This window comes from Vibrio sp. T20 (assembly GCF_007858795.1).
GTDB classification, from domain to species: Bacteria; Pseudomonadota; Gammaproteobacteria; order Enterobacterales; family Vibrionaceae; genus Vibrio; species Vibrio satsumensis.
Map to the genome: position 1 here is coordinate 121,611 of NZ_VFEB01000080.1, position 23,489 is coordinate 145,099.

The window sequence follows — 23,489 nt, forward strand, 5'->3', positions numbered from 1 at the left end:
TTTAATTGCGGCTAATAATAGCCTAGCGCGAGCCATTTGAGAACATCGTCTGCTTAACCACAGTGGTTGGTTATGGCATTTTTATGTGTCGTTTTTGCTATTTGCCGTGAGTTTCGAGCTAATTACAGTGCTCTTTTTGTAAACTATCAGGTAACTGACTGACGTTCCATTGCTGGCTGGCCCACAATAAAATCTCATCCATTGAAGCCTCACAAAGGGCTGTCGGGATATCAAAACCTAAGAATCGCATCGCGTTGAGTAACGTTGGTTTTGGATTGTCGATATCTATCGCGGTGGCATGGTTCTGTTTTGACAGTTTATTCCCCAAGCCATCGGTTGCCAATGGTAAGTGCAGGTAGCTGACTGTTTTTTGCTTGAGCGTCTTGTACAAACTGATTTGTCGACCTGTTGGCTCTATCAGGTCTGCGCCTCTTACTACTTCTGTTACTCCTTGTTCGATGTCATCCAGGACAACGGCCAAGTTATAGGCAAACAATCCATCTCTGCGTTTTATAATAAAATCTTCTTCAGCCAATGCTTTAGGGATTTGAATGGTGCCGTGGCGAACATCATCAAAGGACTCTACAGGAAAATCCATGCGCAAGCGGACCGCCTGTTCACCTGAATCGATTAAGCCTGCATCTCGACAGTGACCATTGTAAAAGCCACCCAAAGCCTTTATCTGCTTGCGGGTGCATTGGCAGTAGTAGGCTTGATTGTCAGCGACCCATTGATCGATTTGAGCTTGATACAAGCCATGACGCTGGCTTTGATAGACGACTTCACCATCCCAAAATAGGTGGTAAGCCTCAAGTGTCTTAAGAATGAGGTCTGCAGCGCCGGCCATTTCTCGTGGAGGATCTAGGTCTTCCATACGAACTAACCATTTTCCTTGGTTAGATTTCGCTTGAAAGTAGCTACCAAGAGCAGCAACAAGTGAGCCAAAATGAAGAGGACCTGACGGTGATGGTGCAAAGCGCCCGATATAATTCATGAGTGAACAACCTAATCTAAATGGTACCGCAGTAGCCGATTCTTAAGACGTTTAACAAGAGCTTTAATGCGTAGAACTAAGGCTTAAAGCTGCTATTTACTATCAAGCGTGTGAAATACTTCGCTTGGATAACAAACAAAAAAGGGAGCCAAGGCTCCCTTTCTTTACATCTGCAAGAATTAACCTTGCATCTGTTTCTCTTTGATCTCTGCAAGTGTTTTACAGTCAATACAAAGATCAGCAGTTGGACGAGCTTCAAGGCGACGAATGCCAATCTCGATACCGCAAGAATCACAGAAGCCGAAATCGTCTTCTTCGATCTTGTCTAATGTCTTCTCAATTTTTTTGATAAGACGACGCTCACGGTCACGGTTACGTAACTCTAGGCTGAATTCTTCTTCTTGAGAAGCACGGTCAACTGGGTCTGGGAAATTCGCTGCTTCGTCCTGCATGTGGTGCACAGTACGATCAACTTCTTCCCTGAGCTGGTTGCGCCAAGCTGCTAAAATTTTTGTAAAATGTTCCGTTTGCTCAGGTGACATGTACTCTTCACCTGGCTTCTCTTGGTACGGTTCAACACCTGCGATGGCTAGGATGCCTAGCGCTTTTTTCTTAGATTCTGGCATACAGCATCTCCTATTTACACCTAGTCAACTGCAAAGCAGCTAATTTTAAGGCGGGTATCTATAGCAGAAAGAACGAATGGTGGCAAATACTCTTATTCAAACTTGCAATCAATGTGATTAGTTCAGCATCTTTGCTTAGCTATTGATAAATTCAACAGCTTGTTTTAGTTGTATTTGAGTACTGCTGAGCTCTGCTTTATAGCAAAGCACTTCAACTCCAGCGTCTTGTGCTTGTTTTAGTAATAACGAATATTTGGCGTCTATATGGTGTGCCGCAGACACTTTTTCAATACCTGAATGTAAAACAGTGAATAAAAGTACGGCTCTATTTCCAGATTCGACCATTTCTGTGAGTTCACGCAGATGTTTTTGGCCTCTGGTTGTGACCGCATCAGGGAAAAAGCCTTGCCCTTTAGTAGAGATTTCTTGCTCGTCGAGCAAAGTGACGCTTTTTACTTCGATATAGCAAGGCGGCTTTTCGTTATCTTCAAGTAGAATATCAATGCGACTATTCTCACTGCCATATTTCACTTCGGTTCGTAACGCGTTATAACCTAAGAGTTCAACTATAGTCCCATTTTCAATTGCTTCCACTGCTAGCTGGTTTGCCCGCGCAGTATTTACACAAATACGATGACCTTTGTCTGTTTCTGAGATCTCCCAGCTGTTTGGGTACTTTCTTTTTGCATTATCAGATGTTGAGTACCAAACGGTGTTACCTGGGGTCGCACACCCTGTCATCGCTCCAGTGTTAGCACAGTGAATAGTACGCTCGCTGCCGTCAGGAAGTTTGATGTCAGTGAGAAAACGTTTATAGCGTTTGATAAGAGTCGCTGACTCTAATGGCGGATTGAAGTGCATATTACTTATTTAGACGAGTAGGTTTTTATGTACAATGTTGCCAACATTACACCACAAGGTTCTCCCATTGCCACAACTGCCCATAGAAGCTGTGATGCCAGATCTGCTCGCTGGCGTAGAAACACACACTCAACTTATTCTAAAGGCCGCTCCCGGTGCAGGTAAGTCAACATTCTTCCCTTTACAACTGGTTAAGACCAATGCCGTTCAAGGCAAAATTATCATGCTTGAACCTAGGCGTTTGGCGGCAAGAAATATTGCGACTTACTTGGCGAGCCAATTGGGAGAGAAGGTCGGGGAGAGCATAGGTTTTAGAGTTCGTGGTGAATCTAAAACCAGCAGTGCAACTCGCTTGGAGATCGTTACCGAAGGGATCATGACAAGAATGATCCAAACCGACCCTGAACTGACCGGGGTGGATATGGTGATCTTCGATGAATTCCACGAACGCAGCATTCATGCCGATACCGCTTTGGCGTTTAGTCTAGAGATCCAAGAGGCGCTACGTGATGATCTGAAAGTGGTTGTGATGTCGGCAACCTTAGATCAACAAGCGCTGCAGTCTTTATTGCCGAATGCCAAATATGTTGAATCTCAAGGTCGTACTTTTCCGGTCGACTTCCGTTATCAACCTCTCAGTACTAATGAATATTTAGCCCCTAAAATGGCTAATGTAATTCGCTCTTTGATGGAGAAGGAATCCGGTTCGTTATTAGCATTTTTACCAGGAGTGTCTGCGATTAAGCAGGTGGAGTCGCAACTAGAACAACTCTCTAGCGATATCGATGTGTGTCCTTTGTATGGGCAACTCAGCTTTCCTCAACAGCAGAAAGCGATCGCGCCATCAGAGAAAGGGCGTCGAAAGGTGGTGTTAGCCACCAATATTGCTGAGACTTCTTTGACGATTGAAGGTATTCGACTGGTGGTCGATTCCGGGCTTGAACGTGTGGCGAAGTTTGATTTGAAAACCGGTATCACCAAGCTTGAGCAAGTGAAAATCTCGCAATCTTCAGCTGAGCAACGAGCGGGTCGTGCGGGACGAATTGAAGAGGGCTTGTGCGTTCGTTTGTACAGCGAAACGCAGCTGATGCAGCAACCTGCTGTACCTGAGCCTGAAATTCTACATTCAGATCTCTCTTCGCTGGTGGCTGAATTGACGCAGTGGGGCGCTGCAAATGCAGACGAGTTGCAATGGCTAGATATTCCGCCACAAGCTTCAGTGGAACAAGCCAAGCAACTGCTACAAAGCCTTGAGCTATTAGATAGTAATGGCCAATTTACGGCGCTAGGTAAGCAGGCCCAGCGTTTAGGCCTTGAACCACGTATCGTCAGCATGCTGATAAAAGCGCAACAAGGCAGCCCAGCATTGCTGAATGCTGCGATTGTCGCCGCCGCTTTACTTGAAGAGCCTGAACGCAACGTCACTGATATTCAGCATTCGTTGCACCGGCTTAAACAAAGAAAGCATTCGAAAAACAGCGTGGTGATGCAGCGAGCGAAAAGTCTCGCCAGCAAACTCAATCATCACGTAGATTTGTCACAACTTGACGAATCATTGTTACCATTAGTGCTTTGTTTTGCATTCCCTGACCGAATAGCTCAAGCGAGAAGCGCAACCGGTAGTGCTTTCCTACTTGCGAATGGTCACGGCGCTGAGGTGCGTGATGATGATCCACTGGCGAATAACGATTACATCGTGGTGATTGATTTGATACGCAGCACAGGACGAGCCAGTCAGATTTTCTTGGCAACCGCCGTTGATATTGCGCAGTTAGAAGAAGCGTTTCCAAATCTCTTTGCCTGTTCGGATTATGCGGATTGGGATGAAAAGCGTGGTCGCTTAGTTGCCGAGCAGCGAGTCTCTTTGGGTAAACTGATTATCAGAACCAAAGCGTTACCAGAGCCGAGTGCGAATCAGGCGAGCCAAGCGCTACTCAATTATATCGCTCGATGTGGGCTTGATCATTTACATTGGACGCCTGCCGCGAAGCAGCTAGTTGAGCGCGTACGTTGCGCTCAGCTTTGGATGCCAGAACATGATTGGCCTGCGATGGATAATGCTAGCTTAATTGAACATCTAGATACTTGGTTATCACCGTATTTGAATGGCATAAAGTCAGCGAAAGGGTTGTCGAATGTTTCCATTGAACAAGCACTATCGGCTTACCTTGGTTGGCCGTTGAATCAAGAAATCGATCAATGGTTACCAACTCACTACGTGATGCCTACAGGCAGTAAAAAGGCGATTCGATACCAATATCAATCGGAGCCTGTGATCTCGGTGCGAATGCAAGAAGTCTTTGGTGAACAAGACTCACCATTGATAGCGCAAGGTCGTAAAAAAGTCGTGCTTGAGTTACTTTCTCCAGCGCAGCGACCACTGCAAATCACTCAAGATTTAGCTGGCTTTTGGGCTGGCGCGTACAAAGAAGTACAAAAAGAGATGAAAGGCCGTTACCCAAAACATCCTTGGCCCGATGATCCTGCTAACCATGTAGCAACCACTAAAACCAAACGACAGTTGAACCGATGATGACCAAAATGTTAACGCCAAAAAAGGCACCACCTAAAAAAGCGCCAGCAAAGAAGTCACCAGCGACCAAAGCCAAGCCTCGAAAACCGAGAGCCGCCGCGAAGAAGACCAAACCAAGAGCCAAAAAAACGGGTAACCGAGGTTGGTTGAAGATCCTTTGGGGCATTGCGTGGAAAGCGGGCTTAGCCTTGGCTGCGCTACTGCTGTTCGTCGGTATCTACCTAGATTCGGTGGTCAAGCAGCGCTTTGAAGGCCAATTGTTTGATTTGCCGACCGTTGTTTATGCTCGTGTGTTGGATTTGTCTCCGGGTACTCCGGTGAGTTTGACACAGGTTAAGAATGAACTGGATGTGCTTAATTACCGTAAGGTGAATGCGCCTCGTCACCCGGGCGAATACTCCTCTTCTTCAACCAAGATTGAAATGATTCGTCGTCCGTTCGAGTTTGTCGATGGACCGGAAGCGGATCGTCATGTGATGCTGCATTTCAATGGTAACGAGTTGACTCGCATTCAGTCGCTAGAGAAGAAAGGCGACATGGGCTACCTACGTGTTGAACCGAAAATGCTTGGTATGCTTGAGAAAAGTAACGATGAGCAGCGCCTGTTCTTAAAACGTAATCAATTCCCAGAAGTGATGGTTGATGCCTTATTAGCAACCGAAGACCGAAACTTCTATCAACATGACGGTGTGTCGCCACTGGCAATCGCTCGTGCAATGGTCGTTAACGTCAAAGCTGGGCGAACGGTACAGGGTGGTAGTACGCTGACACAACAGTTGGCAAAAAACCTGTTCTTGTCCAGTGAACGTACATTGTGGCGTAAGGTTCGTGAAGCTTACATTGCACTTATCTTGGACCATCGTTACAGCAAAGACCGTATCCTAGAGGCTTACTTAAATGAGGTTTACCTAGGGCAAAATGGTGGGCAAGCGATCCATGGCTTCGGTTTAGCGTCTCGCTTGTACTTCGGTCAGCCCATTCAAGAGCTCCGCATTGATCAACTAGCATTGCTGGTGGGTATGGTGAAAGGACCTTCGTATTACAATCCGGTTCGTTATCCTGAGCGTGCCAAGACTCGACGCGATTTGGTTCTTCGCTTATTGATGCAGCAAGACATATTAACTCCGCGACAATACGAAGAAGCGGCGAGTCGTGATTTGGATATTCAAGACAATCCACGTATTGCTAGCCGTCAGCCAGCTTACTTCCAACAAGTCAATATTGAGCTTAAGAAGTATGTCGGTGATCGATTTGAAGCGAAAAAAGGGATTCGAGTCTTCACCTCTCTGGATCCGGTTTCCCAAGACAAGTTAGAGAAGTCGATTGCACGCAAGGTGCCTGATTTATCGAAAACCGCAGGTAACAAACTGGAAGCAGCAGCTATTGCCGTAGATAGAAATACCGGTGAAATTCGAGCTATGGTTGGTGGTAAGCGTACTGGCTACGATGGCTTTAACCGTGCCTTGAACGCGAGTCGTCCTATTGGTTCTTTAGTTAAGCCTGCAATCTACTTAACCGCATTGGAACAACCTGATAAGTACACACTTGCGACAACATTGATGGATACGCCATTAAGCTTGAAAGGCAGCAAAGGAAGTGTGTGGAGCCCAAGAAACTTCGATCGTAAGTTCCGTGGAGATGTGCCCTTGTATGTGGCGCTTTCTAAGTCTTATAACGTACCTACGGTTCGTTTAGGTATGCAGTTAGGCATTGATAGCGTCTCCGATACGATTGGAAAACTGGGCGTCGATAAGAATGAAATTCGTCCAGTGCCATCGATGTTTTTGGGTTCGTTCTCACTGACTCCGTTCCAGGTGGCACAGATGTACCAAACCATCACCAACTCTGGCCGTATCGCACCTTTGTCTGCGCTTCGTTCGGTGGTTGATAATGATGGTGAGGTTCTGTATCAGTCGATTCCTCGTGTATCACAGAGCGTTGACCAGCAAGCGGCTTGGCTAACCACCTACGCGATGAAGCGTGGTGTGTCGGAAGGCACGGGGCGCTTCCTACAAGGTCAGTTTGCATGGGCTGGTTTAGCCGGTAAAACAGGCACCAGTAACGACAGCCGAGACAGTTGGTTTGTGGGTGTTGATGGCCGTGAAGTTACCACCATCTGGTTAGGACGTGATGATAATAAGCCAACTAAACTAACGGGCTCCAGTGGCGCGTTACGTGTTTATGCCGATTATTTGAAACAGAGAACACCAGAGCAGTTAATATTGCCTTGGCCTAATGGAATTGCGACGGCAAGTTTTACTCGAACCGCTCAAGGGGCTTTAGAATTTGACTGTGATGGTGCCGTTAAATTGCCGGTTTGGGATGAAAGTGGAAAGATTAAAAAGAGCTGTGAAAGTCAACCAAAACAGTGGCTAAAGAAGCTTTTTCAGTGGTAAAGTCGTAACAGAAAAGAATGACAAGGATAGTGTAAAGAATGATTTCTCGTTGGATGGTGAGCGGCTTAGGCATTGTCGGTACTGTGATCAGTTTTCAGCTGTTTGCATCTACCGTGACACAGGTTGATCAACCTCAGCAGGCTGAACAAGCTCATAAAAGGCCAACCGTTGCTGTCGTTCTTGCTGGTGGTGGAGCCAAAGGTGCAGCTCACATTGGAGTGCTTAAAGCCCTAGAAGAAATGCAAATCCCGGTTGATTACATTACTGGTACTAGTATGGGCTCATACGTTGGTGGCCTTTATGCGACAGGGATGAGCGCAGACGAGATTGAGAGCTTTATTTATACAGTCGATTGGAATCGCGGTTATCGTGATCGTGTTAACCGTAGTGATCGCCGTGTACGTGACAAAGAATATGAAGACCGCTACCAACTGAACACTGACCTCGGTTTAGGTTGGGGCGAAATCAAAGCAAGTAAAGGGGTGGTGCAAGGTCAGAATATGTTGCGTATTCTGCGAGAGACCACAGGTAACCTATCTCCACTCGACTCTTTTGATCATCTTGCTATTCCATACCGTTCCGTCGCAACCGACATCATCGAACTTGAAGAGGTGGTCATCGACCATGGTCACCTTGTTGATGCCATGATGGCGAGTATGTCGGTACCCGGCGCACTTCCCCCTTACTCTCTAGATGGTCGAATGCTGGTTGATGGCGGTGTCACCAATAATATGCCAGTCGACGTTGCCAGAGCGATGGGAGCGGACATTGTCATTGCGGTGGATATCAGTACCAATTACAAAGGCAAAGAAGACTTCACGAATTTTCTAGCGGCAGCTAACCAACTTTCTAATTATCTGGTCCAACGCAGCACTCAAGAGCAAGCTGAGACACTGACGGATGATGATGTTTTTTTACGCCCTGATGTTGGGCAAATGGAGACGACAGAATTCGATAAAATGCCGGGTGCCTACCAAGCCGGTTATGACGCAGCGATCCAGAACAGCTCTGAGCTTTCTAAGCTGTCACTCTCTAACGCAGACTATCAGAAGTATATCGATCATAAGCAGCAAGCTCGAAAGCAGCTGAAACATGGCGATAAGACTGTCGTCGATAGGGTCGTTATCAACAATAATACTCATTACACCGATAAGCTGATTGAGAACCGCTTGAACCTCGATTCTGGTGAGATTCTGAAGACCAGTGAAATTGAATCAAAAGTGCAAGATCTGTATGCCTTAGACCGATTTGAGTTGATCACCTATGAGTTCGAAAATTTCGATGGCGAAGATCAACTTCAGGTCGATGTGAACGAAAAATCTTGGGGGCCTAATTACCTCAATTTCCGTTTTTTCCTTGAAGATGACTTTTCAACAGAGAGCCAGTATTCGCTTGGTGTATCTGCTAATTTTACCGATATCAACTCACACGGTGCAGAACTAAGAACCAACGTTGAGATGGGTACAGATAAGCGTATAGAGGCTGAACTTTTTTCCCCATTCTTCTCAAGTCAAAAGCTATTCACGTCGGCATCTCTTGCTTATAGTAATCAACAAAGAAATTTACCCGTTGATATTGATGAGATCGAAGAGCCTACATTGGATGTAACTCAAAACTACTTTCCCATGTCTTATAAAGAGTATGTGGGTGAGTTAGCATTAGGTTATCAACCCACTTTGTGGCAAGAACTTAAATTTGGTGCTCGCTATACCGATGGTGATGTGGAGGTATCTTCGCTGCCTTATCTTGGTAATGGCGGGTACACTCGTATTGGCGGCTTCATTAGCTATCGACTCGATACATTAGATAACTTTAGTTTGCCGACCGAAGGTTATTTTGTCGATTTGGAGTACCTTGTCTCTCATGATGATTTTGAGAATGATTCGTCTATCGAAAATTCGGAATTAATCTCGGAGAGCGATACCGTCTATGAGTTTTCGGCTAATTTCATGGCGGCACAAAGTATTGAGAAGCATACTTTAGTCGCAAAGCTTGATTACGGTATCGTAGAAAGCAAGAACTCGGTTTTTCCTATCGATCCCAAAGAGCTCGGTGGTTTCCTAAACCTATCTGGTATTCCTAGGAATAGTATGATCGGTCAGAACTTAGCTTATACGAGTCTTATTTACCGCTATAAGTGGTTTGAAAATGACTTTGGTCTCTTTGAGTCACCATTCTATGTGGGTGCTTCCATTGAACATGGTGGTGTTTGGTCAAACAATGATTTAAGACTTGATGAAGCACCAATGTTCACCGCGGGCTCCGTTTTTGCGGGTGTCGATTCACCAATAGGACCGATCATTTTGGCTTATGGCCGAACCGAAGATAACTATGATTCGGTGTATTTGATTGTAGGTACTTCCTACAAATAATCATGCGTAGAGCTGCCATTTTACTGCGTAATTAGGCAAAAATAGTGGGACTTTCGTCTTAACTTGCTATGTTGGTCAAAATGATAAGATTTTAATTTAACGTTAAATTTGCTATTCTACCGCCCACAGTTTGGCCTCTATGACGCCGCTCATCAATACAAATTGAATGACAAAAATGGCAATGGAGAGCCAAGTTTCCAAGGATGTTCACTTCTTTATTTTACTAACAATTATGAAGGGAAGAAGTGAACCGCAATGAGAGGAAAAAAGTCGTGCTTGAAGCCTACCGTAAACACGTCGAAGAACGTGCTGCCGAAGGAGTTGTTCCAAAACCACTAGATGCTGAGCAGGTAGCTGGCCTAGTTGAACTTCTGAAGAATCCACCTCAAGGTGAAGAAGAAATCATTCTTGACCTACTAGAAAATCGCATTCCACCGGGTGTAGATGAAGCTGCTTACGTAAAAGCTGGCTTCCTTACGGCTATCACTAAAGGTGAAGTAGCTTCTCCACTAGTAAGTAAAGCAAAAGCTGCAGAATTGCTTGGTACTATGCAAGGCGGTTACAACATCGAATCTCTAGTATCTCTACTAGACGATGCTGAGCTTGCACCTATCGCTGTTAAAGCTCTGTCTCATACTCTACTAATGTTCGACGCGTTCTACGACGTAGAAGAGAAAGCGAAAGCAGGCAATGCTTCAGCGCAACAAGTACTTCAATCTTGGGCTGATGCCGAATGGTTTACAGCTAAAGATAAAGTAGCGGACAAGATCACCGTTAAAGTATTTAAAGTTACCGGTGAAACTAACACCGATGACCTATCTCCAGCACCTGATGCTTGGTCACGTCCTGATATCCCAGTACACGCGAAAGCGATGCTGAAGATGGAACGTGATGGCATTACTCCTGATGAACAGGGTAGCGTTGGTCCAATCAATCAAATTGAAGAAATGCAAAAAGATGGCATTCCACTGGCTTACGTTGGTGATGTTGTTGGTACTGGTTCTTCACGTAAATCGGCAACAAACTCAGTACTTTGGTTCATGGGGGAAGACATCCCATTCGTACCAAACAAGCGTACTGGCGGTGTTTGTCTTGGTGGTAAAATTGCACCGATCTTCTACAACACAATGGAAGACTCAGGCGCACTACCCATTGAACTGAACGTACAAGACATGAACATGGGCGATATCATTGATATCTACCCGTACGAAGGTGTTGTTCACAAGAACGGTTCTGTAATTTCAAACTTTGAGCTAAGCAAAGTACTTCTCGATGAAGTGCGTGCTGGTGGCCGTATTCCACTGATCATCGGTCGTGGTCTAACGGGTCGCGCTCGTGACGCTCTAGGTCTAGAAGAAACCGATCTGTTTGCTAAACCAATCGACCCATCTGCATCTGATAAAGGCTATACGTTAGCTCAGAAGATGGTTGGTAAAGCATGTGGCGTTGAAGGTGTGCGTGCTGGTCAGTACTGTGAACCTAAAATGACGACAGTCGGTTCTCAAGATACGACTGGTCCTATGACTCGTGATGAGCTTAAAGATCTGGCGTGTCTTGGTTTCTCTGCAGACCTAGTCATGCAGTCTTTCTGTCACACATCGGCATACCCGAAGCCGGTTGACGTAAACACGCACCACACGCTGCCTGATTTCATCATGAACCGTGCCGGTGTTTCACTACGCCCAGGTGATGGTGTTATCCACTCATGGCTAAACCGTATGCTTCTTCCTGATACTGTAGGTACAGGTGGTGACTCGCATACTCGTTTCCCTCTGGGTATTTCATTCCCTGCGGGCTCAGGCTTAGTAGCATTTGCTGCGGCAACGGGTGTAATGCCTCTTGATATGCCTGAATCTATCTTGGTTCGTTTTAAAGGCGAAATGCAGCCGGGTATCACGCTACGTGACCTAGTACATGCCATTCCTCTTTACGGTATCAAGCAAGGTCTACTAACGGTAGAAAAAGCAGGTAAGATCAACGAATTCTCTGGTCGTGTACTAGAAATTGAAGGTGTTGAACACCTATCTGTTGAGCAAGCGTTTGAGCTTTCTGATGCATCTGCTGAGCGTTCGGCAGCTGGCTGTACAGTGAAGCTTTCTGAAGAGTCTATCTCTGAATACCTGAACTCTAATATCGTTATGCTTAAGTGGATGATCGCTGAAGGCTACGGTGATGTTCGTACGATTGAGCGCCGTATCACGGCAATGGAAGAGTGGTTAGCGACCCCTGAATTGCTATCTGCTGACTCAGATGCTGAATACGCTCACGTTATCGAGATTGACCTTGCTGACATCGATCAGCCAATCCTATGTGCACCAAACGATCCAGATGATGCACGTCTTCTATCTGACGTTCAAGGTACTGAGATCCAAGAAGTGTTCATCGGCTCTTGTATGACGAACATCGGTCACTTCCGTGCTGCAGGTAAAATGCTTGAAGAGTTCAACGGCTCGCTAAGCACTCGTCTCTGGGTGGCTCCGCCAACTAAGATGGATAAAGACCAACTAACAGAAGAAGGCTACTACGGTATCTTCGGTCGTGCTGGGGTCCGAATCGAAACTCCGGGTTGTTCACTATGTATGGGTAACCAAGCGCGTGTTGCAGACAAGTCGACAGTAATGTCTACCTCTACTCGTAACTTCCCGAACCGTTTGGGTACTGGCGCGAATGTTTATCTAGCGTCTGCTGAGCTTTCTGCGGTAGGTGCGATTCTTGGTCGTATTCCAACGAAAGAAGAGTACCTAGAGTACGCTGATAAGATCAATGCAACGGCTGCAGATACATACCGTTACCTGAACTTCCATAAAATGGGTCAGTACACGGAGAAAGCCGATACGGTTATTTTCCAAGAACCAGCCTAGTTCCTCGTCATATTTGTAGCGGCAGCGTTGTTGACTGCGCACGTTCACCCTAATCACATAGAGCTTCTATGCTCATAGGGATGAACGTACTTGTCGCCTAGCTGCCACTCCAACTATTTAGAGGAACCCAAATGATAGAGCGTCTACTTCGGTAGGCGTTTTTTTATGTCTGAATGCTGGACGACGAGCGACTCGATCTCTTGATGACTTCGCTATATACTCTCGCCTCATTTTTAACCCTGTCTGCAGTCACTGCGTGGAGCCACTATGGAATTCGAATTTACAAGAAACACTTTGATGGGTGAGTACTACGTGAAATGCAGTATGGGGCATGAAATCGTTGGCCGTTGGTTACAAGAAGAGATTGGTAAAGATAAGCAGAAACTGGATCATGTGATGGCGCTTATTGAGCAGTCACGACAGGATCTGAGCAACGAAGTAACGTTACTTGGCAAAGAGATCAGCCTAGCGATTAATGAAGATGAAGTAACGATTCAAGAAAACGTGTTAGCGCATGAGCAAGAAATGGAAGAGGGCAGTGAGTTCGACTTCTATAACTGTGAAAGCCAAGCAAGCTGTGGAATCGATGACTTTGAACTACTCATCGAACGCTGGATGGATTTTTTAGGTTACTAGTTTCTAACACTTACCTGTTAGCCATTCTGAGCTTTGAAGGCTCCGTTGCCCAAAACTGGAGCAAGTAAGAGCATTACGCATTAAGATAGTGAAAAGGCCGCACCATATTGGTGCGGCCTTTTTCGTTTTTATAGTCCTATTATGTATATGTTGTTTTAAATCAAGTGCTTAGTGTTTTGGCACGCTACTTGGATTGTTATAAGAGAATTAACGGATTAAGTAAGAATTTAAGGAAAGAATATGAAATTAATAAATGCCATTGTTAAGCCATTCAAATTAGACGATGTACGCGAAGCGCTCTCTGATGTGGGTATTGAAGGTATGACTGTTTCTGAAGTGAAAGGCTTTGGTCGTCAGAAGGGACACACTGAATTGTATCGTGGTGCAGAGTACCAAGTGGACTTCCTACCAAAGGTGAAGCTAGAGATTGCTACCCAAGCTGAAAATGTTGACCGAGTTGTTGAAGCGATTAGCCAAGCGGCACATACCGGAAAAATCGGCGACGGCAAAATTTTTGTGTATGACCTAAGCCAAGCCGTACGAATCCGTACTGGTGAAATGGATGCTGAAGCACTTTAAAGAATTACAAGGACTGGAGACTTTAATATGGAACTTACAACAACAGTAACGGAACTACGTTACGCACTAGACACTTTTTTCTTCCTCATTTCAGGTGCGTTGGTAATGTGGATGGCAGCAGGCTTCGCAATGTTAGAAGCTGGCCTAGTTCGTTCAAAGAACACCACAGAAATTTTAACTAAGAACATCTGCTTGTACGCAATTGCTTGTACAGCGTTCTTAGTGGTTGGTTACAACATCATGTATGTCGACAACGGCGAAGGCGGTTGGTTGCCATCATTCGGTACTCTGATTGGTACTCAAGGTGAAGGCGCAGACCACTCTCTAGAATCAGACTTCTTCTTCCAGGTAGTATTCGTTGCAACTGCAATGTCGGTGGTATCTGGTGCAGTTGCTGAGCGTATGAAACTTTGGTCGTTCCTTATCTTCTCGGTAGTACTAACAGCATTCATTTACCCAGTTGAAGGTTACTGGACTTGGGGCGGTGGTTTCCTATCAGAAGCGGGTTTCAGTGACTTTGCAGGTTCGGGTATTGTACATATGGCCGGTGCAGCAGCTGCATTAGCAGGTGTTCTACTACTTGGTGCTCGTAAAGGTAAATACGGTAAGAACGGTGAAATCTACCCGATTCCTGGTTCAAACATGCCGCTTGCAACACTAGGTACATTTATTCTTTGGTTTGGTTGGTTCGGTTTCAACGGCGGTTCTCAACTGATGGTTTCAGATTTCGAGAACGCGACAGCAGTGGGTCAAATCTTCCTTAACACCAACGCAGCAGCAGCAGCAGGCGCAATCGCAGCACTACTAGTATGTAAAACGACTTGGGGCAAAGCAGACCTAACAATGATTCTTAACGGTGCGTTAGCTGGCCTAGTAGCAATCACTGCAGACCCTCTATCTCCATCTCCTCTGTTCGCTGTGGCTATTGGTTCAGTGTCTGGTGCGCTAGTTGTGTTCAGCATCATCGCTTTAGATAAAGCTAAGATTGATGATCCAGTTGGTGCTATCTCAGTGCACGGTGTGTGTGGTTTCTTCGGTCTAATGGCAGTGCCACTGAGTAATACTGACGCAACGTTTAGTGCTCAACTATTGGGTGCTGCCGTAATCTTCGCATGGGTATTCGGTGCGAGCCTAGCGGTATGGGCAGTGCTTAAAGCAACAATCGGTATTCGTGTTAGTGAAGATGAAGAGCTAGAAGGTATGGACATGCACGATTGTGGTGTCGGCGCTTACCCAGAGTTTGTATCAGTAAAATAACCAATAGTATTTGTCTAATCTGAACGGGTTAGGCAGGACAAAGCAAACCCCATAGCCATTGGTTGTGGGGTTTTGTTATTAATGGTCGAGTAGTTTTGATTGATGTAGATAAACCGAGCTAGCCGGCAACTCTTCGCAAGAATAAGCGGTCACTTTGAAATGAATTGTTACAAAAGTGCGAGGCTGATGATGCAGAGCGAACAATTTTTTTGTCGGACATCATTGTAATTGTGTTACTGATGAATATAATAACGCAACTGATATAGATTATCATTTCGATATAAAGGATTTTACCATGAAAAAACTGCTAACACTTTCAGCTCTAGCGTGTAGTGTCATTGCCCCTGCTGCAATGGCTGCGGAAGAAGTGAACGTATACTCTTACCGTCAACCTTTCCTAGTTGAACCAATGTTCAAGGAATTCACAAAAGAGACTGGCATTAAAGTAAACGTTAAGTTTGCTAAAAAAGGTTTAGCAGAAAAGTTAGCTCAAGAAGGCGAATACAGCCCTGCAGACGTAGTGTTAACTGTAGACATCAGTCGTCTATCTGAGCTAACTAAACAAGGTTTAGTTCAGTCTGTTGAAAGCGAAGTTCTTGAAAAGAATATTCCTGCTCAATACCAAGATACAAACAATGAGTGGTTCGCTCTAACAACACGTACACGTAGCGTTTACTCTTCTCGTGACCGTGTTGGTCGTCTAGGGGAGGAGTTTACTTACGAAGATCTAACTAAGCCTGAATTTAAAGGCAAGATCTGTACGCGTAGCGGTAAGCACCCATACAATGTTTCTCTAGTATCTTCGATGATAGCTCACAAAGGTGAAGCTGAAACGAAAGAGTGGCTAGAAGGCGTAAAAGCTAACCTAGCACGCAAGCCTCAAGGCAACGATCGAGCACAAGTTAAAGCGATTAAAGAAGGCCTATGTGATGTTGCTCTTGGTAACAGCTACTACCTAGGCAAGATGGTTAACGATAAAGAGCAAAAAGCTTGGGCTGACGCTGTTTACATTAACTTCCCTAACCAAGAGACAACGGGTACTCACGTGAATATCTCTGGTATGGCAATGGCTAAATACTCTCCAAACGAAGAGAATGCCGTTAAGCTAATGGAATTCCTATCGGGTAACACAGCACAAAGCATGTACGCAGAAGTGAACTATGAATACCCAGTGAAAGCTGATGTTAAACCTTCTGAGCTTGTTGCTTCATGGGGTGAATTCAAAGCAGATACAATTTCTCTAGACCAAATTGCTGACCATCACGCAGCAGCAATCAAACTATTAGACGAAGTTAAGTTTGATCTTTAATTTATTACTGTAGGCTTCGGCCCAAGTAAAATGACAACCTCAAGTCACCATTTTCGGTCACTTGAGGTTGTTTGTTTTTGGAAAATCACTTTTTGATACAAAGCTAGCTGTTGATCCCTTGAGTTATGAGCATCTCACCTTGAAGTCGTTACAGTATATGGGTATAAATAACCCCACCATTAAAAGGATATGAGATGTATTTGCAAATGCATTTGTGTTTCATTAAGCCTCGTTGTAGTTAGGCGATGAAAGAAAAGAATTATTTATGGAACACCAGTAGCGGCGTCATTGCTGTCTTGCTGGTTTTACCGATCTTAGCGATTTTTACGACGGCTGTTGGAGAAACAGATGAGCTATTTTCTCATCTGATGTCCACAGTGATGCCCACCTATGCTTACAATACGGTGGTTTTAGTCATAGGAACCATGCTCCTGTCTTTGGTTTTTGGTATTCCGTCTGCTTGGATTATGGCAATGTGCCGTGTACCGGGCGAGCGGGTTTTGCAATGGGCGCTGGTACTGCCATTAGCAATGCCAGGCTATATTGTCGGGTATATTTTTACCGATTGGTTCGACTTTGCTGGTCCTGTTCAAGTTCTACTGCGAAATCTTACTGGTTGGGGACCTGGTGAGTATTGGTTCCCGGATATTAGAACCTTATCTGGTGCTATTATTGTTCTGTCTCTCGTTCTCTATCCTTATGTTTACTTGCTGTGCCGAGCGGCATTTATGGAGCAAAACGTCTCCTTACTACAATCAGCTCGGTTGCTAAAATGCTCACCTTGGGAAAGTTTTCGTCGTATCTCGTTGCCACTTGTTCGCCCATCAATGGCCGTAGGTCTATCGCTTGTTGCAATGGAAACCATTGGTGACTTTGGTACTGTGAGTTACTTTGCAGTCAACACCTTAACGACAGCGGTTTACGATACCTGGTTAGGTTACTCAAGTTTAACGGCTGCTGCGAAAATATCGGCAATTATGCTGGTTATCGTGATCCTACTGTTGAGTTCAGAGCGCTACAGTCGTCGTAAACAGAAACTGTTCCAGAATCAATTCAGCAGTCGTGAAGACTTTCGTTACGACCTGTCCGGTTGGAAGAAGTGGTTGGCACTATTTTGGTGCTGGGGATTAGTGTGCGTTGCATTCTTATTCCCTCTAGGCCAGTTGATGATCTATGCCTACAAATACTTTGCACAAAGTTGGACGCCTGAATTCAGAGAGTATGCGGTTAACAGCCTTTATGTGTCGGTGGTAGCGGCAATTATTGGTGTAATTGTAGCGATGATTGTTAACTTCAATCAACGTGTTAGCCCGAGTAAGAAAAATCAGGCTTATATGCGTCTCGCTTCGATGGGCTATGCCGTTCCAGGCACCGTGTTGGCTATTGGTGTGATGGTGCCTGTGCTGTTCATGGATCACTTAGTCAATGATATTGCGAAAGTGATGGAGTGGGGGCGCCCGGGGCTGATTTTCTCTGGCTCTATGTTTGCGCTTATTTTTGCGATGGTCGTGCGTTTTTCTGCCGTGGCGATTGGCAGTATTGAAAGTAGCTTGAGTAAAATCTCTCCTTCATTGGATATGGCTTCTAAAACTATGGGTTGCAATACCAACCAGATGTTACGTCGTGTTCATTTACCTTTGATTAAACGCGGTGCGTTGATCGCAGGTTTACTGGTGTTTATCGAATCAATGAAAGAGTTGAATGCGGCATTGCTGCTACGTCCTTTCAATTTCGAAACATTGGCGACTTACGTTTATAACTATGCCTCAGATGAGCACCTAGAATTGGCGGCAATGCCTGCTGTATTATTGGTGTTGGTGGGTTTAATTCCTCTGATCATCGTAAACCGTTCTTTGGAGCAGAAACACTAATGAGTTGTGCATTATCAATTAAAGATCTGACTTGTAAATATGAGTCGCAAACTATCTTGGAAGCGCTCTCGTTAGAAGTAGAGCATGGTGAAATTGTTTGTCTTCTTGGTGCTAGTGGCTGCGGAAAAACCACCTTACTTAAGGCGATTGCCGGTCTACTTCCATTGAGTAGCGGTGTAATGAGCCTGAACTGTCAAACTATCGATGACAGCGATAATTGGTTGCCACCTGAGCAACGAAACATAGGTATGATTTTCCAAGATTACGCCCTGTTTCCGCACTTGACGGTAAAACAGAATGTTGGCTTTGGCCTTAAAGAGCTCTCTGAGCAACAAAAGAAAGAGAAAGTTCAAGAGATGTTGGAACTGGTTCATTTAGATGAGTTCGGTGACCGATACCCACATCAACTTTCTGGTGGTCAACAACAGCGTGTTGCGATTGCCCGATCTTTGGCATACAAACCTGACTTACTGTTGTTAGATGAACCATTCTCGAACATCGATACTCAAGTTCGTCATGAGCTGATTTCTCAAATTCGTAAGATCTTTAAGAAGCAGGGTGTTACCGCTATTTTTGTGACTCATAGTCGCGAAGAGGCATTTGCTTTCGCAGATAAGATGGCTGTAATGAACCATGGTGTGATTGAACAGTATGGTTCGGCATCTGAGTTGTATTTCCACCCTTCGAGTAAGTTCGTTGCTGATTTCTTGGGTGGTGGCAGTTATCTGAATGCACAGCGTATTTCAGGAAATGAATTTGAAACAAGCTTAGGCGTGATAGAAGCTAAAGCACAAACTCAGATTGAAGTGGGATCGGAATGTTCGTTGTTACTAAGGCCACAGCAGATCCAAGCAAGTTATGAGCAAGACAGCGCTATTTCAGTGCTAGAACAGCAATTTATGGGCGACCACTGTCGCTATGTTATTGAAGCTCATGGTCAGAAGTTGTTGGCAACCTCATCAGAAGCGCTTGAAGTGGGTATGCCAGTAAACGTAAAAGTCGATACCAAAGGCGTGTTGGCTTTTTAAAGGGATACAACACGATACTAATCGTTACAAGAATCACGATAAAAAAGCCCAGCACTTTAATTAAAGTACTGGGCAAGAGTTCTTCACCTATAGGCTTTAACAAGGCAGTGATTTGTTAAATCCCATACAAAACTGCTGCACTCTATAAGCCTATAGAGAGAGGAAGTCTTTCACTTTTTGAAGAACACGTTCTGCAGTGTCTTTATCTTCCATTTCTGCGAAGATTCGTAGTAACGGCTCTGTTCCTGAGAAGCGAGCAATTACCCAGCCGCCATTCTTGAAGTACACCTTGGCACCATCTTCATAGCTGACTTTTTCAATTTCGTATTCAAATTCAGGCAGTTGCTTCTCTACATAGATCTTGGTGTAGAGTGCTTCTTTCTCTGAAGGCTTAAACTTGCAGTCGCCTTCAGCAGTGTAGGCATAGCCGTATTTGGAATAGATCTCATCAAGCAGTTCAGACAGCTTTTTGCCCGTCACGCTGATCATTTCAACCAGCAAGCTAGAAGCAAATACGCCGTCTTTACCTTTGATGTGACCACGAATGGTTAAACCACCTGAGCTTTCTCCACCAATCAGTGAGTCATCGGCTTCCATTTGCGAGCTGATATGTTTAAAGCCTACCGGAACCTCAAAGCTCTTCTCGCCGTGATCAGCCGCCACTTTATCTAGCAGGTGTGTGGTTGCGATGTTACGCACGACAGAGCCCTTCCAACCTTTGTATTCCAGCAAGTAGTAGTAAAGCAGCAATAACACTTCGTTAGGATGAATGAAGTGACCTTTCTCATCGATAATGCCTAAGCGGTCGGCATCGCCATCGGTACCGATACCGATGTCATAACCTTCAGCGGCTACTAAGTGCTTCAAGCGATAGAGCGTTGCGGCATTTGGCGATGGCATCAAGCCACCAAAATCTGGGTTTTTGCCATCATTGATGACATCAACATCACAGCGACCGTTGATCAGAACCGTTTGTAGAGCATTTTTTGCTACACCAAACATAGGATCAATCAGTACGCGTAGGTTGGCTTTTTTGATCGAATCGATATCAATAAAGTTGATGATCGAATCCACAAAGTCGTTCATCGGATTGATGATCTCGATCTCTTTATCATTTAACGCTTGTTCGAAATCGACACGGATAACGTCTTCGTTGGTTAGAGTTGCGATTTGCTGTTCGATCTTCTCGGTGATGATCTCGTCAGCATCACGACCACCTTCAATGAACACCTTGATACCGTTGTAGTCTGCTGGGTTGTGAGAAGCGGTGATACACGCTGAGTAGGTACACCCCAACTCTTTTGCTTGGAACATCACGATAGGTGTTGGAACGAATTTATCAATGAAGCTTACTCTGATGTTATTCGCTGCAAGTACTTCTGCAAACCAGCATGCCGCTTTATCTGAAAGGAAACGACGGTCATAACCGATCACAAATCCATTCTTGGCAGCATCTTCGTTGTTGATGATGTTAGCGAGCGCTTGCGCTACTAAGCGAACGTTCTCTCTGGTGAACTCTTCACCAATGAAAGCGCGCCAGCCACCTGTACCAAATTTAATCATTAGAAAATCCTTTTAGTCTCATTGTCTCAAGCCTGTAAAGACTTGAGACAAGAGTTGTTCGTTAAATTGAGTGACTAGCCTAGAACAACGATAACATCGTTCACGCTGCCTTCTGCTTGTACTGGGATTGCGCCTTCAACTGATTCACCATTGATAGTGATAGAGGTAACGCCTTTGCTTACTGCATTCGGGTTTTGCACCGTGATGTTGTAAGTCGCGCCACGCCATTGACGAGTAACCTCGAACTCTGGCCAATCAGTCGGGATACATGGATCAACCGTTAGGCCTTCAAAGCCTGTACGAACACCAAGAATGAAGTTAGTTACCGCGAAGTAAGCCCAACCAGAAGTACCCGTTAACCAAGGGTGGTTTGCACGGCCATGGTCTTGGTGATCTTTACCCATGATGAACTGTACGTACGAGTATGGTTCTGCGTAACGTGTTTCAATCATGTCGTTTTGGTTGTACGGGTTAAGTGCATCGTAGAACTTCATCGCACGGTCACCACGGCCTAGCTTCGCTTCTGCTACCCAAGCCCATGGGTTTGGGTGAGAGAAGATAGCGCCGTTCTCTTTTACACCCTGGTAAACGCGAGTGACGAAGCCGATGTCATCGTTTGGTGTCGCGAATGATGGAGAGTTTAGGTGCAGGCCGTATTCAGAGAATAGGTTCTCATCGACTGCATCCATCGCTTTTTCACCACGCTCTTGAGAAACCGCACCAGACAGAACTGCTAGTGTGTTTGACTCAAGGTGTACACGACCTTCAGCTTGTTGAGCAGTACCGATCTTGTCACCATTTTTGGTTAGACCACGGATGTACCAACCGCCTTCGTCATCCCAAAGGTGTGTTTCACACGCTTCACGTACGTTCGCTGCCATTTCTGTGTATTTAGCAACATCAGCATCGTTATTGCGGAACTTAGCAAGGTCTAAGAATTCTTGTAGCGCCCAGAAGTGAAGGAACGAAACCATTGACGACTCACCACCACCAAGGTTCAAGCAGTCATTCCAGTCTGCGCGAAGGCCCTTACAGATCCCCGTTTGACCAACGTATTCTGCAGAGAAGTTCAGTGCCGCTTTCATGTGTTCGTAAACAGTCGCTTCGCCGCCGTCTGCGTATGGAATTACTTCATCAAAGAAGTCGTGCTCGCCAGTTTCCATTACGTATTTGATGATGGTTGGTACGATCCATAGGTGATCATCAGAACAGGTGTCTTCAATGCCGTGGATCTTGTCGTCATCTGACGGTGTTGGAACAACCGTTGGTGATTTTGATGGCTCAATGTCGGCTTTCTCTGGATCGAACCAGTCAGGATCGAACAAGTGAAGACCGTAGCCCGCTTTCACTTGGCCGCGAAGCAGGTCGATAATACGCTTCTTGGTCATTTGTGGGTTGGCATGAGGTACAGAGATAGCATCTTGCGCAGTATCACGGTAACCAAGGCCAGTACGGCCACCAACTTCGATGAATGATGCAAAGCGCGACCAAACCACACAGGTTTCGGCTTGGTATAGCGTCCACGTGTTGATCATGGTGTCTAAGCCTTCGTTCGGAGACTTAACTTGGAATTTGTTGCAACGCTCGTCCCAGTGATCTTTGATACCTTGGAACGCTGCATCGACATTTGCAGTGTCTTGATATTTCTCACGTAGGCGCTCGCCGTTCCCTTTACCGATACCTAGTACGTACGCAAAGCGAACTTCTTCACCTGGTTGAATCGTGAATTGTTTATGCAGAGAACCACAGTGGTTGTAACAGGTTTGAGCGCTGTTAGAACATTTACCGTTTTCAACTGCAATTGGGTTCGCTTCATCACGATACATGCCAAGGAAGTTGTCACGCTGGCCATCGTAGCTGTCTGGCGAGAAAGTTGAAGCTAGGTAGTAGAAGCCTTCAAAGTCGTTAGTGTTGTAGTACAGATCGTATTCCAGAACACCTTCTTGGTAAGACGTGCCCGCAGAGTACAAAGACATCTGATGGTTTTGGTTATCCGATTGAATATGACTGAAAGAGAACTCAACAAACGAGAAAGTGCTGATAGTACGTGGCTTATCAGTGTTGTTCTTTAGTACAACGTCCCAAACTTCTGCATCTTCACCTTTAGGTACGAATAGCGTCTTCGTTGCGGTAATACCGCTGTACTCACATTTGAACTTTGAGTATGACAGGCCGTGACGAACTTCGTAGTTCGCTTCATCGAGGCTCTTTGCCACTGGCTGCCAAGAGATAGACCAGTAATCACCTGTCTCATCATCACGTAGGTAAACATAGTGTCCTGGACGGTCAAATGTGCCGTTTGGACGGAACTTAGTAACACGGTTGTATTCCGGAGAATTGTAGAACGAGTAACCGCCTGCATTGTGTGAAATCACGGTACAAAACTTTTCTGTACCTAGGTAGTTGGTCCAAGGTGCTGGTACATCAGGGCGAGTGATGACGTATTCGCGATTGTCGTTATCGAAATAGCCGTATTTCATTGTCATTTCCTTTTTAACAAACTGCATCTATGCAGCTAATTTTTAAATAGTGATGCTGAGTCGTATCTGACTGAGCACCTTAATTTGAGTCAGCAATCACTTGATGTGAGTGTCGCTTTGGTT

The 23,489-nt window shown here is 45.3% G+C and carries 15 protein-coding genes; 10 read left to right on the forward strand and 5 right to left on the reverse strand.

The window, feature by feature from the left end; genetic code table 11:
- Nucleotides 1-118: 118 nt before the first annotated feature.
- The 3 genes from gluQRS to sfsA form a co-directional block, all read right to left on the reverse strand.
- A complete protein-coding gene (gene gluQRS / locus FTW16_RS08000; RefSeq protein ID WP_146490632.1) occupies nt 119-994 on the reverse strand; it encodes a tRNA glutamyl-Q(34) synthetase GluQRS in 876 nt (291 codons plus the stop codon).
- Nucleotides 995-1,173: 179 nt separating this feature from the next.
- A complete protein-coding gene (dksA, locus tag FTW16_RS08005; protein WP_004738189.1) occupies nt 1,174-1,620 on the reverse strand; it encodes an RNA polymerase-binding protein DksA in 447 nt (148 codons plus the stop codon).
- A 135-nt stretch (nt 1,621-1,755) separates the two neighbouring features.
- Nucleotides 1,756-2,481 (reverse strand): DNA/RNA nuclease SfsA, encoded by a 726-nt coding sequence (sfsA, locus tag FTW16_RS08010; RefSeq protein ID WP_146490633.1) that lies wholly within the window; start codon nt 2,479-2,481, stop codon nt 1,756-1,758.
- A 94-nt stretch (nt 2,482-2,575) separates the two neighbouring features.
- Between sfsA and hrpB the strand changes: the two genes are divergently transcribed.
- From hrpB to FTW16_RS08060, 10 genes are all read left to right on the forward strand, one after another.
- Nucleotides 2,576-5,014 carry an ATP-dependent helicase HrpB gene (hrpB, locus tag FTW16_RS08015; RefSeq protein ID WP_261383425.1) on the forward strand — a complete coding sequence of 813 codons (2,439 nt, stop codon included), beginning with the start codon at nt 2,576-2,578 and terminating at the stop codon, nt 5,012-5,014.
- Entirely contained in the window at nt 5,011-7,410 is a 2,400-nt protein-coding gene (gene mrcB, locus FTW16_RS08020; protein ID WP_146490635.1) for a penicillin-binding protein 1B, read from the forward strand. Before hrpB ends, mrcB begins: the two co-directional genes overlap by 4 nt.
- A gap of 38 nt (nt 7,411-7,448) precedes the next feature.
- A complete protein-coding gene (locus FTW16_RS08025) occupies nt 7,449-9,782 on the forward strand; it encodes a patatin-like phospholipase family protein (RefSeq protein ID WP_146490636.1) in 2,334 nt (777 codons plus the stop codon).
- Between the two features lie 272 nt (nt 9,783-10,054).
- On the forward strand, nt 10,055-12,643 hold the full coding sequence (gene acnB / locus FTW16_RS08030; RefSeq protein WP_146490637.1) for a bifunctional aconitate hydratase 2/2-methylisocitrate dehydratase: 2,589 nt from the start codon (nt 10,055-10,057) through the stop codon (nt 12,641-12,643).
- Nucleotides 12,644-12,910: 267 nt separating this feature from the next.
- On the forward strand, nt 12,911-13,279 hold the full coding sequence (locus FTW16_RS08035) for a YacL family protein (RefSeq protein ID WP_019824378.1): 369 nt from the start codon (nt 12,911-12,913) through the stop codon (nt 13,277-13,279).
- Between the two features lie 240 nt (nt 13,280-13,519).
- Nucleotides 13,520-13,858 carry a P-II family nitrogen regulator gene (gene glnK / locus FTW16_RS08040; RefSeq protein ID WP_004738200.1) on the forward strand — a complete coding sequence of 113 codons (339 nt, stop codon included), beginning with the start codon at nt 13,520-13,522 and terminating at the stop codon, nt 13,856-13,858.
- Between the two features lie 27 nt (nt 13,859-13,885).
- Complete coding sequence (locus tag FTW16_RS08045; RefSeq protein WP_146490638.1) at nt 13,886-15,115, forward strand: ammonium transporter; 1,230 nt, start codon at nt 13,886-13,888, stop codon at nt 15,113-15,115.
- 295 nt (nt 15,116-15,410) lie between these two features.
- A complete protein-coding gene (locus FTW16_RS08050; RefSeq protein WP_048658180.1) occupies nt 15,411-16,424 on the forward strand; it encodes a Fe(3+) ABC transporter substrate-binding protein in 1,014 nt (337 codons plus the stop codon).
- Between the two features lie 245 nt (nt 16,425-16,669).
- A complete protein-coding gene (locus FTW16_RS08055) occupies nt 16,670-18,295 on the forward strand; it encodes an ABC transporter permease (RefSeq protein WP_146490639.1) in 1,626 nt (541 codons plus the stop codon).
- Entirely contained in the window at nt 18,295-19,323 is a 1,029-nt protein-coding gene (locus tag FTW16_RS08060) for an ABC transporter ATP-binding protein (RefSeq protein WP_146490640.1), read from the forward strand. The genes FTW16_RS08055 and FTW16_RS08060 overlap by 1 nt, the downstream gene beginning before the upstream one ends.
- Before the next feature lie 150 nt (nt 19,324-19,473).
- Here FTW16_RS08060 and FTW16_RS08065 read toward each other — a convergent pair whose 3' ends face one another.
- On the reverse strand, nt 19,474-20,886 hold the full coding sequence (locus FTW16_RS08065) for a phosphoglucomutase/phosphomannomutase family protein (RefSeq protein ID WP_146490641.1): 1,413 nt from the start codon (nt 20,884-20,886) through the stop codon (nt 19,474-19,476).
- A gap of 74 nt (nt 20,887-20,960) precedes the next feature.
- The gene (locus tag FTW16_RS08070; RefSeq protein ID WP_146490642.1) at nt 20,961-23,366 is read right to left on the reverse strand and encodes a GH36-type glycosyl hydrolase domain-containing protein; all 2,406 of its coding nucleotides are present in this window, start codon (nt 23,364-23,366) and stop codon (nt 20,961-20,963) included.
- Nucleotides 23,367-23,489: the final 123 nt, after the last annotated feature.

Excerpts from the sequence above, each read along its gene's own strand:
- FTW16_RS08035 (WP_019824378.1), top strand. The coding sequence starts at position 12,911 with ATGGAATTCGAATTTACAAGAAACACTTTGATGGGTGAGTACTACGTG.
- FTW16_RS08070 (WP_146490642.1), bottom strand. The coding sequence starts at position 23,366 with ATGAAATACGGCTATTTCGATAACGACAATCGCGAATACGTCATCACT.
- hrpB (WP_261383425.1), top strand. The coding sequence starts at position 2,576 with ATGCCAGATCTGCTCGCTGGCGTAGAAACACACACTCAACTTATTCTA.
- glnK (WP_004738200.1), top strand. The coding sequence starts at position 13,520 with ATGAAATTAATAAATGCCATTGTTAAGCCATTCAAATTAGACGATGTA.
- mrcB (WP_146490635.1), top strand. The coding sequence starts at position 5,011 with ATGATGACCAAAATGTTAACGCCAAAAAAGGCACCACCTAAAAAAGCG.
- gluQRS (WP_146490632.1), bottom strand. The coding sequence starts at position 994 with ATGAATTATATCGGGCGCTTTGCACCATCACCGTCAGGTCCTCTTCAT.
- dksA (WP_004738189.1), bottom strand. The coding sequence starts at position 1,620 with ATGCCAGAATCTAAGAAAAAAGCGCTAGGCATCCTAGCCATCGCAGGT.
- FTW16_RS08050 (WP_048658180.1), top strand. The coding sequence starts at position 15,411 with ATGAAAAAACTGCTAACACTTTCAGCTCTAGCGTGTAGTGTCATTGCC.
- FTW16_RS08045 (WP_146490638.1), top strand. The coding sequence starts at position 13,886 with ATGGAACTTACAACAACAGTAACGGAACTACGTTACGCACTAGACACT.
- FTW16_RS08055 (WP_146490639.1), top strand. The coding sequence starts at position 16,670 with ATGAAAGAAAAGAATTATTTATGGAACACCAGTAGCGGCGTCATTGCT.
- FTW16_RS08060 (WP_146490640.1), top strand. The coding sequence starts at position 18,295 with ATGAGTTGTGCATTATCAATTAAAGATCTGACTTGTAAATATGAGTCG.
- FTW16_RS08065 (WP_146490641.1), bottom strand. The coding sequence starts at position 20,886 with ATGATTAAATTTGGTACAGGTGGCTGGCGCGCTTTCATTGGTGAAGAG.
- FTW16_RS08025 (WP_146490636.1), top strand. The coding sequence starts at position 7,449 with ATGATTTCTCGTTGGATGGTGAGCGGCTTAGGCATTGTCGGTACTGTG.
- sfsA (WP_146490633.1), bottom strand. The coding sequence starts at position 2,481 with ATGCACTTCAATCCGCCATTAGAGTCAGCGACTCTTATCAAACGCTAT.